At 55.7% G+C, this 14,387-nt stretch carries 9 protein-coding genes; 5 read left to right on the forward strand and 4 right to left on the reverse strand.

Annotated features, from left to right (window positions below; genetic code table 11):
• The first annotated feature begins 93 nt into the window (after positions 1-93).
• Complete coding sequence (locus tag AC5DDB_RS18755; protein ID WP_491741284.1) at positions 94-909, forward strand: BtpA/SgcQ family protein; 816 nt, start codon at positions 94-96, stop codon at positions 907-909.
• 258 nt (positions 910-1,167) lie between these two features.
• Positions 1,168-2,625, forward strand: a complete 1,458-nt coding sequence (locus tag AC5DDB_RS18760; RefSeq protein ID WP_491741285.1) for a BBP7 family outer membrane beta-barrel protein — start codon at positions 1,168-1,170, stop codon at positions 2,623-2,625.
• A 93-nt stretch (positions 2,626-2,718) separates the two neighbouring features.
• Here the strand turns inward: AC5DDB_RS18760 and AC5DDB_RS18765 are convergent, their stop codons facing one another.
• Complete coding sequence (locus AC5DDB_RS18765; protein WP_491741286.1) at positions 2,719-3,960, reverse strand: L,D-transpeptidase family protein; 1,242 nt, start codon at positions 3,958-3,960, stop codon at positions 2,719-2,721.
• A 334-nt stretch (positions 3,961-4,294) separates the two neighbouring features.
• On the opposite strand from AC5DDB_RS18765, the gene AC5DDB_RS18770 reads away from it, so the two are divergent.
• The 3 genes from AC5DDB_RS18770 to AC5DDB_RS18780 all read left to right on the forward strand — a co-directional run bounded on the left by AC5DDB_RS18770 (position 4,295) and on the right by AC5DDB_RS18780 (position 9,219).
• On the forward strand, positions 4,295-5,707 hold the full coding sequence (locus AC5DDB_RS18770) for a MotA/TolQ/ExbB proton channel family protein (RefSeq protein ID WP_491741287.1): 1,413 nt from the start codon (positions 4,295-4,297) through the stop codon (positions 5,705-5,707).
• Between the two features lie 132 nt (positions 5,708-5,839).
• A complete protein-coding gene (locus AC5DDB_RS18775; protein WP_491741288.1) occupies positions 5,840-8,029 on the forward strand; it encodes a hypothetical protein in 2,190 nt (729 codons plus the stop codon).
• Positions 8,026-9,219 carry a hypothetical protein gene (locus tag AC5DDB_RS18780; RefSeq protein ID WP_491741289.1) on the forward strand — a complete coding sequence of 398 codons (1,194 nt, stop codon included), beginning with the start codon at positions 8,026-8,028 and terminating at the stop codon, positions 9,217-9,219. The genes AC5DDB_RS18775 and AC5DDB_RS18780 overlap by 4 nt, the downstream gene beginning before the upstream one ends.
• Positions 9,220-9,541: 322 nt before the next feature.
• On the opposite strand, the gene AC5DDB_RS18785 is transcribed toward AC5DDB_RS18780, so the two are convergent.
• From AC5DDB_RS18785 to AC5DDB_RS18795, 3 genes are read right to left on the reverse strand one after another with little or no spacing between them, the layout of a single operon-like run.
• Entirely contained in the window at positions 9,542-10,423 is an 882-nt protein-coding gene (locus AC5DDB_RS18785; protein WP_491741290.1) for a tetratricopeptide repeat protein, read from the reverse strand.
• 34 nt (positions 10,424-10,457) lie between these two features.
• The gene (purL, locus tag AC5DDB_RS18790; protein ID WP_491741291.1) at positions 10,458-13,379 is read right to left on the reverse strand and encodes a phosphoribosylformylglycinamidine synthase subunit PurL; all 2,922 of its coding nucleotides are present in this window, start codon (positions 13,377-13,379) and stop codon (positions 10,458-10,460) included.
• Positions 13,380-13,413: 34 nt separating this feature from the next.
• Positions 13,414-14,271 (reverse strand): prephenate dehydrogenase, encoded by an 858-nt coding sequence (locus AC5DDB_RS18795; RefSeq protein ID WP_491741292.1) that lies wholly within the window; start codon positions 14,269-14,271, stop codon positions 13,414-13,416.
• Positions 14,272-14,387: the final 116 nt, after the last annotated feature.

Here is a 14,387-nt window from a genome sequence, read left to right on the forward strand (position 1 = left end):
GCTGTCATCGGGCGAATGTTCGGACGCTGCTGCTTGGAATTATCTTGCGTTACAATATCCCTGCAAATCATCGCTTTTAAAAGAAACGCTGGTATGTCGAAACTCTTGCTCAATCTAGACGCTCCGAAATCTCCTCAGATTATTGGCATGGTGCATTTGCGTCCGTTGCCAGGGACGCCGCAGTTTGATAGTGATTTTCAGGCAGTCATCGACTCCGCCGTGACCGATGCCATCGCACTTGCGGCCGGGGGCGTCGATGCCGTGATGATTGAGAATTTCGGCGATGTGCCGTTCTATCCGGGGCGTGTTCCCGCGATCACCGTGGCAGCAATGTCGGTGGCGGTGCGGCAAATTCGTCTGGCGATTGACGTTCCGTTGGGTGTCAATGTGTTGCGAAACGATGGAGAATCGGCTTTGGCCGTTGCTGTCGCGACGGGAGCGTCGTTTATTCGTGTGAATGTCCTTACAGGTGCCCGTGTAACCGATCAGGGTTTGATTCAGGGAATTGCCCATGATTTATTAAGACTGCGTCTGGAACTGCGGGCCAACGAAATCCAAATTCTGGCAGATGTCGACGTTAAGCATTCGGCTGCACTCGCAGTGCGTCCGTTTCAGGACGAGCTAGCCGACCTGATGCATCGTGGCGGCGCGGATGCGGTCATTGTTTCCGGCTCGGGCACAGGTTCAGAGACATCTCCGCAGCAAATTAGCGATGCCCTGCAGATCGCCGACGGTCTGCCGATCCTCGTCGGCAGCGGCGTGACGATGGAATCACTTTCGACAATGCCATCGGGCATTAGCGGATTCATTGTCGGAACGAGTTTCAAGCACGAGGGACATGTGCACCAACCTGTTGATCAGGAACGAGTTGCTTCATTCGTGCGAGCCACACGCGAACGCTGGAGCTGAAACACTAGCCCCGTTTGCGGTGATTTCTGTCAAATCAGGTAGTTTAGACAAAGCCAACGGCCCATGACGCGTGAACGGGCTGATTCGGTTGTATCTCCAATTGGTTGACGTGTGGGAAATGCGTGTGATTGTCCGATATTCCTGATGCATACGGTTCATTCCGTACGATCCGTGTGCCTCTAAAGATTCGCATAATCGGAGCGACCCAATCTGAACCATGTTCAGGAACCGCTCCCGTTCTGACCAGGAAGAAACCGCATGCCTGCCCGCACCACTAGATGCGTTCTCCTCGGACTGTGCCTGTTTCTGCCGGCAGCCGTGTTTGCTCCGGACCTGATGGCTCAGGGAGGAGTTTACAATCCTGCGATGCCTCCTTCGATGGGAACCGCTTCGGTTTCGACCGATGCGTCCGGCGAGGAATTCGACGCAAGTCAATTCGCTCCCGATGGCGGCTATCCCGGCGGACCGGTCATGCCAGACCCAACCTACACGTTGGCACCTCCGGGAGAGTGGTGGCCAGCACCTTCGTTCTGGTCCATCTTCACCAAGAAAGTGTTGCCGAACTCGGAAGTTCGGGTCGAGTGGTTGAACTATCAAATCGACACCTTCGGCAGCAAAGTCATTGGTGCTCAAGGTTTTGAGAACCGCGACGTCCGTTTGGTGAATGACGTTAATACTTTTGGTCAAGTCCCGATTGTCGCCGGTGGACAGCAAATCGCGACGGTGACCGTGACCGATCTGCAACCCGTTGCCGCTCCGACGACACAACCGCTCAATCTCGAAGACTCGAACGGTTTTCGGCTCACACTTGCTCTACCGTTGCGTGAGGGAATGGTCGAGTTCGCTTACATGAACATTCCTCGTGTCGACGACCGGGTCGCCGGACCTCGATACACTCCCAGCACGGTGTTTGCCGGCATCGGGCCGAATGCGTCACTAGTCGCATCTGTTCCGGGAGACTTTCCGCAGCTGGAAAACAACGCGGTTTACACCATCATCCCGATCACTGTGAATGGGCAACTTGTCGACCCGGAAGATGCCATCATCGACGCGGTTGACGGTGACTTGTTTTCCACCGACGGCAATGGAACCGCTTTGATTTTCGATCAAGCCTATCGAGCTAAGTTCACTAGCGAGTCTTGGGGGTTTGAGGGGAAATGGTTCGGGGATTGGTCTCCCAATAATACAGGTTTGTACTTCTATCCCATGATCGGTGCTCGGATCTTCAATATCGAAGAGCAATTCGGTCAAGCCGGTTTGACGAGCATCGGTGGTCAGCGAACGGTGCAAATCGATTCCAACACCGAGAACACTCTGTTCGGTCCTCAGGTTGGTTTCCGCTTTGAGGCTGAAGTCTGGAAGTTCACCTTCGGTGCGGAACCCCGCATGATGGTTGGTTTCAACAGCTACGAAGCATCGGTCGGGAACTCGAATGTTCGCTTCCCCGGCGATCCAAGTGTGTTCGACGAAGAAGACGACCTGAAGTTCTCGAGCCTGTTTGAAGTCGGTCTGTACGGCAAGTTCGATATCACGCACAACATCACACTGATGGGCGGATACAACTTCATGTACCTGCCGAACGTCACCCGGCCGGTCGACAACATTCGCTACAACTTGAACACGAATTCCCCGGTAGCTGACATTCGTTTGGACAAGAAGGAAGAGGACATGCACCTCGAAGGTCTGTCCGTGGGCTTGGAGTTTCGATTCCGCTAAGCCGTCGAATCACCTACCAAACAAATCAACCGCCGGTCTTTTCAGACCGGCGGTTTTTCGTTGATTGATGAGAACAAACGGAACTGTATAGCGTTAGCGACGGATGATGACTTTCGAGCCAACAGACAAGAACGCAAACACTTCCCGGATCGATTCATCTCCCAGACGCACGCAGCCCGCAGACTCCGCGTGCCCGATCGAATTCGGATCAATGGTGCCGTGAATCCCGTAGGAGTCGCCTAAGTCGATCCAATATTCACCCAGCGGATTTTTGGGATCGTTTTGATCGATGACCAAGCCGTTGGGACCGTAATAGGTGGGGTTCTCCAATTTGTTCTGGACGGTAAATTCCCCGACTGGGGTCGAGTGATCTTTTCCGATGCCCACGCGGTAACGCTTCACGACGAAACCGTGATGTTCGATCGTCAATTCGGAGCGATTCAAGTCGACGACGGCTCCGAACGGACCCTTAATGACTTTCAATCGTTGACCGGGACGAATGCGACGAGGGTCCGTTTGATTCAAGTCAGCCAAATAGGACCAAGGCACACTGTAGAGCTTGGCGATCTCGCCGAGATTGTCGCCCGTCTGTACTTCATACGCCTTCATGAAGTGTGGTTGAGGTTGGAAGTAGATGGTTTGCGAGGTGCGATCGATTCGCGTTTGCAACGCATCACGCCATTCGGGATGGTCCCAATAGAGTTTCGAAAGTTCTTTGTGAGCCGCAATAATTTCCTGCGGCCCGCCGTTAGCGAGCAATTCATCGACTCGAGTCAGGATTGGTTGGGCAGCTTCGAAACCCGGTGGCATCGCGACAGGCAAAGTCGCTGGTGGTTTGTTCGTGACTGTGTTTCCTGGCTGAACCGGAGGTGGAAATGGTGACTGAGGTTCTTCGGTGGAAACTGTACGAATTGGTGGTTCGCTGGATGAAATTGGCTGGAAATCCTCCACATGAGCGAACTTACGAGGTTCCTCGGGTGTGACCGGCATGGTTCGCGCGAACGGGGGCGGTTCCGAGTCGGCATTTGGCCGTGCGGGAATCATCGCGGTGTCCACGACCTGATCCGTCGGGATTTCTGGTTCTTGCTGTAACGCGAATAAGGCGTGTTCGTCGGCCAAGTTAAGTGCGTCAAGATGCTGAGGGTGAGAACCGTCTTCGGTACTAGCGGTGGACTCAAATCCCGGTTTTGGGCCGGAATCTCCTAGTTCGACCTCGCTTGTGGGTAACCACTTGAACTGCCATGCAGCGATGAACACCATCACCACAAAAGCTGTGACCCAAATGGCGACCGAAGCCAACGACCGCGAACGACTCGATTGATGCAAACCGGGCATGCCCCGTTCCTCCGTGAACCGGACGAATCCAATAAATACGACCCAATCGGCCGCATTCAGCGACCGGGCGGGACTTTAACACAGATCGCGAATCGGCTCCACAGGGAATTTTTCGCTCCTGTCGGCTCATGTTTCACGCACACGGGCTGCCGATCATAACAGCGAAGAGTGGCGGAGGAGTCGACCGCGAATGTCGTTCTAGGCGTTTTGGGAAATTTGCAAACACGGCTCGTCGGCGTTTCAATCGGAATATTCGCTTCGAATCAACTCACCGACAAAATCGGTCGATCAACCTGATAGAGACCGAACCGGTTGTTACCTCGGAGCGAATCGTATGACCACTTCCGATCGAGCCACAGCGAATGCCGATCCCTACGCCCGTTTTCGGAAAACGAGTTGGTTCTCGACACTCATGAATCAACCGTTGGTTTGGGGGGCGGCTCTCACATTTGGCGTCTATCAGGCGATTCCCTATTTGCCGGCTTATCGGGAGATGGCGGAACGCTACCTGTGTGGGCACCCGCTTGAATACGCGATCATGGCGTTGTTCTGCACTGGCATGGCGACGTTGCTCCTCAAGTCGTTGCGACTCGTCGGTGAACGCGCCGCCATTGCCGCTCGGCCGTTTACGCAAGACACCACCGTCGGTTCCGGTTCCGTGCTAGATGCCTGTCTGAAACTGGAACGCGCGATCGATTTTTTGCCTCGTCGTTGGCGGCACACACACTTGGCGAATCGGTTGGTCGACGTTGCCGAGTACCTCCGCAGCCGTCCGAACGGGCACGGCTTGGAAGACCACTTGAAGTATTTGGCCGACCAATCTGCCGATCGTGTCCATGAGAGCTACGGTTTGGTTCGCACGATCAGCTGGGCCGTACCGATCATCGGTTTCCTGGGGACAGTTATTGGAATTACGTTGGCCATTGCCAACGTAACTCCGGAGCAACTCGATACGTCCCTCAGTGCTGTCACCGGCGGTTTGGCGGTGGCGTTCGATACGACGGCTTTGTCGCTGGCATTATCCTTGGTTTTGGTGTTCGGTTACTTCGTGGTCGAGCAATCCGAACAGCGTGTGTTGGCTCAGGTGGAAGACATCGGGAACCGGCGGTTGGCACCGTTGTGTACTCCGACTGCCGCCTCCAGCGGGAACGAGTTTCTCGATGCACAACACATCGCGTCCGAGAAGATCGTCGCGCAAACCGAGGAACTGTTGTCATGGCAGGGACAGATGTGGCAAGAATCGTTGGAAGCCATGCGGAATCGTTGGACCGAGTCGATTCAACATCAGCAAAACCGGTTCAATGAATCGCTTGCACAGGGCATGTCCGCAACGTTGGCTGACCATGACGAGCAACTCCGCAGCGTCCGTACGGATTTCTTGGAGTCGTTCCGCACCGTCGCCGAGCAATTGCAACAAGTTGTTGCCGAGTTCCGAGAATCCCAATCGCAGTTGTTCGCTCAAACTGCTCAGCATAACGAGCAGGTCTTTGAACGTGGGGCTCAAGCTGTCGATGCGTTGCGATTGGATTTGAATCGACAAGTCGACGCCTTGGGCGAACAGAAAGACGTGCTGTTGCAAGTGGTCACGCAAGAAATCGAACTCAGTCGACTTCAAGACCGACTCACCGAGAATCTCGAAGCGTTGCGAACGACGGAAGCACTGGAGGAAACGATTCACAGCCTCAACGGTGCCGTGCATATGTTGACGGCCCGTGTGCGTTCCACCGACAGCCGCAAAGCCGCTTAGTTTTGGCTGGAACATTCGTGTGCCGTGGTTCCGCGAACCGTGCCGAATTTCGTTGGTCAGGCGACTCCTGACATCCCCACAGATTTGCTCGTCAGGCATTGCCTGATCAATACGGTGAAGGTCGGTTGACTTATGAGCCGCTCAAAAAGCAACACCGAATCCGTTTCGCTGTTTCCGTTTCTGGCGGTGCTCGTCTGCGCAATGGGTGCGTTGATTTTTTTGCTGATCGTCACGACGCGTCGCATACGGACCCAGGCAATTGCCAAGGCTCATCAAGCCCGAGAAGCGGAACAACAAGCGGTCGTTGCGCCGAAAATCGAAGTTGAACCGCCGCCGGTCGAGGAACCCGTCCGCCGGGGACTTCCACCTTGGCCCGGTACGGTATTGTTAGGCAACGTGCAACCGACGCCGTTCGAAGTTCCGTTGCCGGAAGTCGAAGTCGAACCGCCCCGCGAACTGCCACCACCACCGCCGATCGAATGGTTTATCCGTCGTCCGGATCCGCCGGATCCGAATGTCTCACTCCGAGAAAAGCTCGAAAAACTTCGTCAACTACGCACCGCTTGGCAGTCGGAACTCGCACGTCGTTCCGACAGGTCAGCAGAGTTTGCAGCCCGTAGAAAACAAATCGAGCGAGAAATCGAAGAACTCGAGAAGTCCCTACAGCAATCGAAAGTTGCAGCGGCTGCGGATGCTCAACTTGCCAACGAATTGGCCGCGCGAATGGAACGAGTGCGGGGTCAACTCGCGAAGACGGACCGCCAAATCTCAACCACTCGACAAGTTGTCGCGAACTCGCCTACAAAGTTTGCAATCACTCCATTTGATGGCCGCAGCGGAACGAACATGCGGCCGATCCTGATTGAACTGAGCGGACAAGGCGTACGATTTCTTCCCGAGAACATTACGCTGCCACCGGAAAGCTTCGATGGATACACGAACGAAGTCAATCCGCTACTCGCCGGTACACAAGCGCTTTTGAATTACTGGTCGGAAGTGAGTCGACGTTCCGGCGGTACCGAACCCGAACCCTACGTCATGCTCATCGTGCGGCCTAGTGGCGCAGAGTTTTTCAACGCTCGCAATTTGTTGGCGGCATTGGATCGACCGGTCGGCTACGAATTGCTGGAAGAGAATCTGCCATTGGATCTTCCGGAAGTCGATCCGAATGCCGCCGAGGCATGTCGGCAGGCGATCGCGAACCTTCAAACGCAACGACGGCAGTTGCGTCAGTTGTTAGTTGATCGTGGTCCTCGTGGCGGCGGTGATGGTGGTGGTTACGGCGAAAGTGGAGCGACTGCAAGAAATCTCCTGAGTGGTGTTGGCCCCGACGACTTCGGCGACGACGCTGGAAACGTGCCACGACTTCCAGTTGGAATGCAGGAAAATGGCACTGCCGCCGATAAGGCGGAAACGTTTGCCGCGATAGCCAGTCAGCGAGCGAAACGCGGTGCATACGGAGCAGACCCCCGAACCGGCCGCACCAACTCTTCGGCCAATAGTCCGCCGCAATTCAATGGCGGGAACCGCGGATCACAGGGCGAGCGTCGCTTTAACGGTACTCAAAATCAGCCGGGATCGGATACCCAAGGCGGAGGAACACACGTGCCGCCGGCTCCTTCCTCGGATTCGAATGAACCAAGACGACTCTTCGCCAGGAACGGCGGAGTCGGCGATGAACTTGGACAGTTCGGCAGTCTTGATGTCGGTCCGTCTGGAACTTCGGACAGCAATTCGATGGCCGAGTCGCAACGCCAGCCAACCGGAGATCGGACATCCAATGCCGGTCCGAATGCTCAAGGGGGGACGTCCGAAGTACCCACTAATCAAGCCGACTCCAACGCCGACAACCGGTCGCCTTCGGGATCGCCGAACGGCAGTGGCAAACCCAGTCAGTCCAGTCCGAACCAAGAACAGTTGTTGCCAGACTTCGCCACACTTTACCTGCGAAACAAACAACGTAAGACCGAACCGCGTCCGCATCGCTGGGGGTATTCTGATCCTCGGGCGACAATCGGCTTTGAACGTGCCGTTCCGATCGAGGTTTACCCCGATCATTTGATCGTCGGAGACGCATACCTCGTACGCACGGCGAAGGCGGAAACACCGGATCAAATTTCCGTATGGATGCTCGAAGCGATCGAACGCACTGTTCGATCGTGGAGTTGGCCGCCGACCAATATCTATTGGAAGCCGACGATTGATTTCCGTGTCGCACCGGGAGCCGAAAAGTTGTACGGGCAACTCGATCAAACCGCGATCGAATGGGCGTTGCAACGTAAAGTCAGCCGTCTGACCACCACGACGGAGGGGCAACCATGAGCCGCCGCAAACGCCAGTCGTCACTCGAATTCGGGTCAGATTCTTTTCTCGACATCATCGCGAATGTCGTGGGGATTTTGATCATTCTGATTGTGATTGTCGGTGTGCGAGTCAGCCGGCAACCCGTCGTGGAACTCAACATTCCGACCCCGGAACCGGTGGCTGTCGAGTCGCTACCGACGATTCCCGAAGCGACGCCCGAGCCGCCCACGATCACGGCGGCAGAGCCGATCGATCCGGCGTTGACATCGGCGATCATCATCGCGACCGAACCGCCGTTACCGGAACCGCCTCGCAAACCCATGTTGCCACCGGCGATTGCAGAACCAAGACCGGTTCGCTTTGTCCCGCCTTCGCAAGAATTATTGGCGGCGATCGGTGCCACGGAAAAAGAGTTGCTCACCTTGCAAACGCGGTCGCGGGAATTAGCGGACGAAATTCAGAAACTCGATTCCGTGACGACCAACGCGGACATCGAACGACGGACCAAACAGCGACAACTCGAAGAAATCGAGGCGACAACGAAGGACCGTGCGGGTCGATTGGCGGAACTGCAACGAGAATATCGACGGCTCGAAATCGAGTTCGTCGGAAAGCAGCGGGAACTGGCCGCCGTCGAGCAAGAGTCTCGACGCGTCGAGAAAATCAAGCATCGTTTCACACCGGTCAGTCGTGAAGTGAACGGGCCGGAGTTGCATTTTCATCTCAAAGGCGGTCGCGTTTCGACAGTTCCCTTGGAGATGCTCATCGCCCGACTGAAAGATCAACTCGAACGCCAGAAAAGTTTGCTCACAAAGCTTCGACAACATCAAGGTCGCATCGGACCGTACCGTGGATTTCAGATGGACTACGTCGTCGTGCGTCAGTCGCTGTCTGCTTTGGAGCGGGCGAAATTGGGATACGCTGCGGTTCGAGTTGTGCCCGTGTTACTCAAATTTCTGCCGACCGAAGACGCCCCAACGGAAGACGTTCGGCAAGCGTTGTCGCCGGGGTCAGAGTTCATTCGCGAACTGCAATTTGCTCCCGTGGGGGCCACGATTACATTTTGGGTTTACCCGGACAGCTTCGGTCTCTATCGCGAGTTGAAGGCGTTTGCTCACGAAGAAGGATTCACTGTGGCCGCTCGTCCTTTAAAGACCGGCGACGTCATAACCGCATCCCCCTGGGGCTCGAAATCCGCCGGCCAGTAGGTTTCCATACGGTCCGTATCGTTAGGAAATTGCATGTATTAAAGAGGTGGGCATGGGCCAGCGATGTTTGAATGTCCAATCATGCCCATGTAAAACCGTGGGCATGCCACCCACGACGCTATATCGATGCAATTTCCTGCACTGCAGGCTTGTGTAGAAGTGTTTTCAGGGACTTGCGGTCAACTGGCGACTCGCACTTCTAGGTATGATAGCAGTAGCACACAACGTCTTTTGCTGTCAAAAGTTGTGTTGTTCACGAACTCGCAAATGTGATTTCCGAAATCGTGGACCCTTCGCCTCGCCACCGGTCGCTCATCTCGGATCAATACAGGGCCGTGGCAAGTTTTCGACGGTATTTAATGACGAGCGGGGAACTCGTACCGACGAGGTCGAACATCTTTAGCATGCTTGCTCGTGCGTCTTGGCCGATACCGTCAAGATCGTTGCGGACGACTTCAAGACAAATCTGCATGGCTTCCTCGAATTGCCTATGAGCGGCCAGTGTCTCCGCGAGCTGCAATTGAAGTTTGAGGTCTTCGGGATTGTCTGCGACAGCGGAGCGTAGGTCGGTGATGTCGCCCGCTTCCTCGGCAGACGCTCGTAGCTCCAACGCCGACTTGACTTGTTGAGCCTCGGGTTCGAGGAAACCGCGTTTCTCCAAATCTTCAATAATCCGCCAAGCCTCGTCGTCTTTCTCTTGCAAGGACAGAACGCTGGCCAGCGAGACGCGAATCGCATCGTTATCGGGTTCGCTAGACAACGCCTCACGAAACGCTTGCTCGGCTGCAAGTGGGTCTGTCTCGGCCAGTTCCTGACCGCGTCGCAGCAGTTCTTCCGTCGGTGATGGTCCTAATCCTTGCAACCACGCTCGTAATTCCGTCTCGTCTTTCATGCCGACGAATTGGTCAGCGAGCTGTCCATCTTTCAGGGCGAATACAGCCGGGATGGAACTGACACGGAATGCTTGGGCCAGTTCTTGATACTCGTCGATGTTGACCTTAACCAAGAGGAACTGACCGCGGCCTTCAGTGGCCAACTTCTCGAGAATCGGGCCAAGCGTCCGACACGGTTGACACCACGGGGCCCAGAAGTCGATCACGATCGGCAACTCGTGCGAGCGATCGACAATTTCAGTCTGTACGTCAGCGGGCGGAGTTTCCAAAATCCACGATGACGATGATTCAGTAAACGGATCGGATGCCATATCAGTCTCGTTCTGTATTTCAGGGCGACGTGAATCAGTGCCAATCTAACGGCTGTTTCCAACTGGTTTTTAATGCGTCGAGTGATTCGTCAAGAATCGCCTGTTGAGTGTCTCCGCCGGATCGGACGACCAACCGATCGGCCTCGGTGATCGTTCCTAAGCGAACGCAAGGAATCTCGGCGAAGTGCGAGCGGAATTCGTCTTCCCGATCGGTGGGAACTTCGACGAGTAGCCGCGAATTGCTTTCGGAGAACAGCAGTTCCACTGGATCGGTCAGGCCGGATTGTGTCGCGAGTTCACTCAGATCGGCGTCCACTCCCAGTCCGCCTGCGAACGCCATCTCCGCCAGGGCAACGGCCAACCCACCTTCGCTGAGATCGTGTCCCGAGCGGACTAGTCCCTTCCGATTCGCTTCGAAGTACGCTTGGTAAATCTTCGATGCCAACTTCGCATCGAGTTTCGGCACATCACCGCCAGTTTGCTCGGTGACAAGCGCAAAGTGACTGCCACCCATTTCCGGTTTCGTCTCACCAAGTAGGTAGACGGCGTTGCCGGCGGTTTTGACATCCATCGTGATGGCGTGATGCACGTCATCCATTTGTCCGAGTGCGCTGATCAACAACGACGATGGAATCGCGACGGTTTGCTTTTCGCCGTTGTCGTCTTGGAAAGAAAACTCGTTGTTCAGGCTGTCTTTGCCGCTGATAAATGGCGTGCCGAACGCAACGGCGAAATCGTGACACGCCAACGCTGCCCGCACGAGGCTGCCGAGTGTTTCGGCACGTTCGGTGTTGCCCCAGCAGAAGTTGTCGAGGATCGCAATCTTGCTCGGGTCTGCACCAGTCACGATGCAATTTCGAATCGCTTCGTCAATCGCGGACGCCGCCATCCAGTATGGGTCGGCATCGCCAAAGCAGGGATTCATACCGCATGCGATCACCAAACCGCGATTCGATTTCATCAGCGGACGCACAACGGCGGCGTCGGATGGCCCGTCGTTCTGCACACCCACTAACGGCTTCACGACGCTTCCCGCGAGCACTTCATGATCGTACTGGCGGATGATCCATTCTTTACTGCAAACGTTGAGTGAGCCCAGAATCTGGTGCAGATGCCCAGTCCAGTTGTCAGCCTCGACGGTGTTGTTCCACGCTGTATCGGATCCGGCTTCATAGACCGCATCTCGCACGACCGGTGGGCGACCGTCGTGTAGGAATTCCATCGTCATGTCGCCGACGATCGTGTCTCCATATTTCAGGATCAAACGTTCGGTTTCGGTGAATTGGCCAATGATGGTGGCTTCCACACCCTCGGATTCACAGAGGGCGTGCAGTTCGTCCCAATTTTCCGGCGGGACGGCGAGAACCATTCGCTCTTGCGCTTCGCTAATCCAGATCTCGGTGTAAGACAGACCTGCATATTTGAGCGGGGCTTTTTCCAGCCAAACTTCAGCGCCGGTTTTCTCGCCCATCTCGCCGACGGCACTCGAAAATCCGCCCGCACCGCAGTCGGTGATGGACGAATACAAACCGCGATCGCGTGCTTCGAGGATGACGTCCATCACCATTTTTTCGACGACCGGGTTGCCAATTTGAACGGCTCCCCCGGAGAGCGTTTCGCTTTCCTCGGTGAGTTCCGCAGACGAGAACGTCGCGCCGTGAATTCCGTCACGCCCCGTGCGACCACCGACCGCGACGATGTAATCCCCCGGACGCAGTTTCTTCTCGCATTTATCAACCGGGATCATCGCGACATTGCCGCAATAAACCAGCGGATTGCCGAGATAACGATCGTCAAAGTAAACCGCCCCATTGACCGTCGGAATTCCCATGCGGTTGCCGTAGTCTCGAACACCGGCGACCACGCCCTGCATCACAACTTTCGGGTGCAGCACACCAGGCGGCAGACTTTCCGGCGGTGTATTTGGCGGTGCGAAACAGAAGACGTCGGTATTGCACACCGGACGCGCCCCCAGGCCAGTCCCGAGTGGATCGCGAATGACGCCGCCCAGTCCGGTGTTGGCTCCACCATACGGTTCCAACGCGGACGGGTGATTATGCGTCTCGACTTTGAAACAGACGTTTTGCTCGTTATCGAATGTGACAATCCCGGCATTGTCTTCGAAGACGCTCACGCACCAATCATTTTGGCCGAGTTGTTTGCGGATCGTCTGGGTGGCGGCGAAAATCGTTTCCTTCAGCATGTTGTTGAAGGAACGTTCGCCGTTCTCGTCGCGGTAGCGGATCCGTCCGGCAAGGGTTTTGTGAGAACAGTGTTCGCTCCAAGTTTGGGCGACAGTCTCCAATTCGATGTCGGTCGGGTCGCGGTCAAGTTTGACGAAGTGATCGCGGATCGTCTGCATCTCTGCCAAACTGAGGTAAAGCTGACCGTGCTTACTCAGATGCATCAGGGCGTCGTCGTCCATTCCGCGAATGGCGACGGTCTGCAGATCGAAGTTGTACTCGCTGTCGATCGCAAGACTCTCCAACTTCAACGGGCCCCAAATGAACCGTTCAATCGCATCGTTGGAGAGCAGTTTCGCCGCGAGGCGGTCGCGGTCGGTTTCGGTAGCATCGTCATTGAGTGTGTAACGCCGACAAGTCGCGACCGCACCGATGGACAGTTCGAGATCTGCGAGCGCAGCCTGTGCGGTCCGGGCGACGTTGTCGGTCACACCGGGTTTGAGCAACACATTCAGGACCGATTGCGAATCGCCGGCAGCACCTTGCGATCCGACCTGACGGACCGTCCAAGTTTCCACCACCGGATCGGCGAGCAACTCCGTTGCTGCCCTTTCAACATCACCGTCGTTCAAGCGACCGTCTAACAGAAATGATCGGGCGGTGGCAATGCGGTTGATGCTGGACAATCCGAAGTCGCGAGCCTCGGCGAGCACACGTTCGGCTTCGCGGTCTGTTTGCCCGGCGGCGGGGCGAATCTCAATTTCCCAAAGCATGGAAGGTCGGTCTGTGTTGGAGGGTGAAAGTCGTTCAGTCGGTTTTGATGGCATCGCGAATGGTTTTGGCATCCGCGAGAAGTTGAGTCAATGCATCGGCGTCTTTCGCTTCGATGGCATCGCGAAAGGTTTTCCACGTGTCTTCGAAACGGTCGCACGCAGCCAGTAGTTGATCTCGATTTTGCAGCATGATCGCCGTCCACAGTTCGGCATTGCCGGCGGCGATTCGCGTGGTATCGGCGAAGCCGGTCGATGTCAGGTCTTTCCATTCCGTCGGCAAACAACCGGCGAGAACAGACGCAGCCATGTGCGGCAAATGACTTGTTTGGGCCAACGCGGCATCGTGTTCGGCGGGCGACATTCGCTGTGTGGTCATGCCAATCGCTTGCCAAAACTGTTCAATGAAACTCACCCGTGTCTCGGGCGTTTTCATGGTCGGAGTAATCACGCATAATCGGCCGACGAACAAATCGGGGTCCGCGTGTTCGAATCCTTGTTTTTCAGAACCGGCCAACGGATGAGACCCCACAAAACGTCCGGGCAATTCGACATCCATCCGGGTGCAAATACATTCTTTGACGCTGCCAGCGTCGGTGACAATCGCATGTTCGTGGACGATGTCCGCGACGACATTGGCATCACGCACGATGTTGTCTACCGGCGTGCAAACAACGTGTAAATCGGCTTTGATATCACAAGGATTGGTAGAGAATTCGTCAATCAGACCTGCGCCCGCAGCGACTTGCAATCGTTTCGCACTCCGTCCGACACCGTAAATGCAGCCACGATGCCCGCGCGACTTCAGAGCGGCGGCGATCGAACCTCCAATGAGGCCGACGCCGACGATCGCTACCGTTGTGTGGGGAGTGAACTGGTCCGCTGGGTCTGACATGATGCCCGCATTGTAGACACCCCACGATTTCCATGCCAGCGGTGCAGACGGCTTCCTGGAAAGTGGCGGTATTGTTTTCGTCTGACGCTTGAATGTCTTTGCAACGGGCGAGACGA

Source organism: Thalassoroseus sp. (assembly GCF_984380535.1).

What these genes read in the sequence shown, in the direction of transcription:
- AC5DDB_RS18755 (WP_491741284.1), top strand. Translation starts at nt 94, where the DNA reads ATGTCGAAACTCTTGCTCAATCTAGACGCTCCGAAATCTCCTCAGATT.
- AC5DDB_RS18760 (WP_491741285.1), top strand. Translation starts at nt 1,168, where the DNA reads ATGCCTGCCCGCACCACTAGATGCGTTCTCCTCGGACTGTGCCTGTTT.
- AC5DDB_RS18765 (WP_491741286.1), bottom strand. Translation starts at nt 3,960, where the DNA reads ATGCCCGGTTTGCATCAATCGAGTCGTTCGCGGTCGTTGGCTTCGGTC.
- AC5DDB_RS18770 (WP_491741287.1), top strand. Translation starts at nt 4,295, where the DNA reads ATGACCACTTCCGATCGAGCCACAGCGAATGCCGATCCCTACGCCCGT.
- AC5DDB_RS18775 (WP_491741288.1), top strand. Translation starts at nt 5,840, where the DNA reads ATGAGCCGCTCAAAAAGCAACACCGAATCCGTTTCGCTGTTTCCGTTT.
- AC5DDB_RS18780 (WP_491741289.1), top strand. Translation starts at nt 8,026, where the DNA reads ATGAGCCGCCGCAAACGCCAGTCGTCACTCGAATTCGGGTCAGATTCT.
- AC5DDB_RS18785 (WP_491741290.1), bottom strand. Translation starts at nt 10,423, where the DNA reads ATGGCATCCGATCCGTTTACTGAATCATCGTCATCGTGGATTTTGGAA.
- purL (WP_491741291.1), bottom strand. Translation starts at nt 13,379, where the DNA reads ATGCTTTGGGAAATTGAGATTCGCCCCGCCGCCGGGCAAACAGACCGC.
- AC5DDB_RS18795 (WP_491741292.1), bottom strand. Translation starts at nt 14,271, where the DNA reads ATGTCAGACCCAGCGGACCAGTTCACTCCCCACACAACGGTAGCGATC.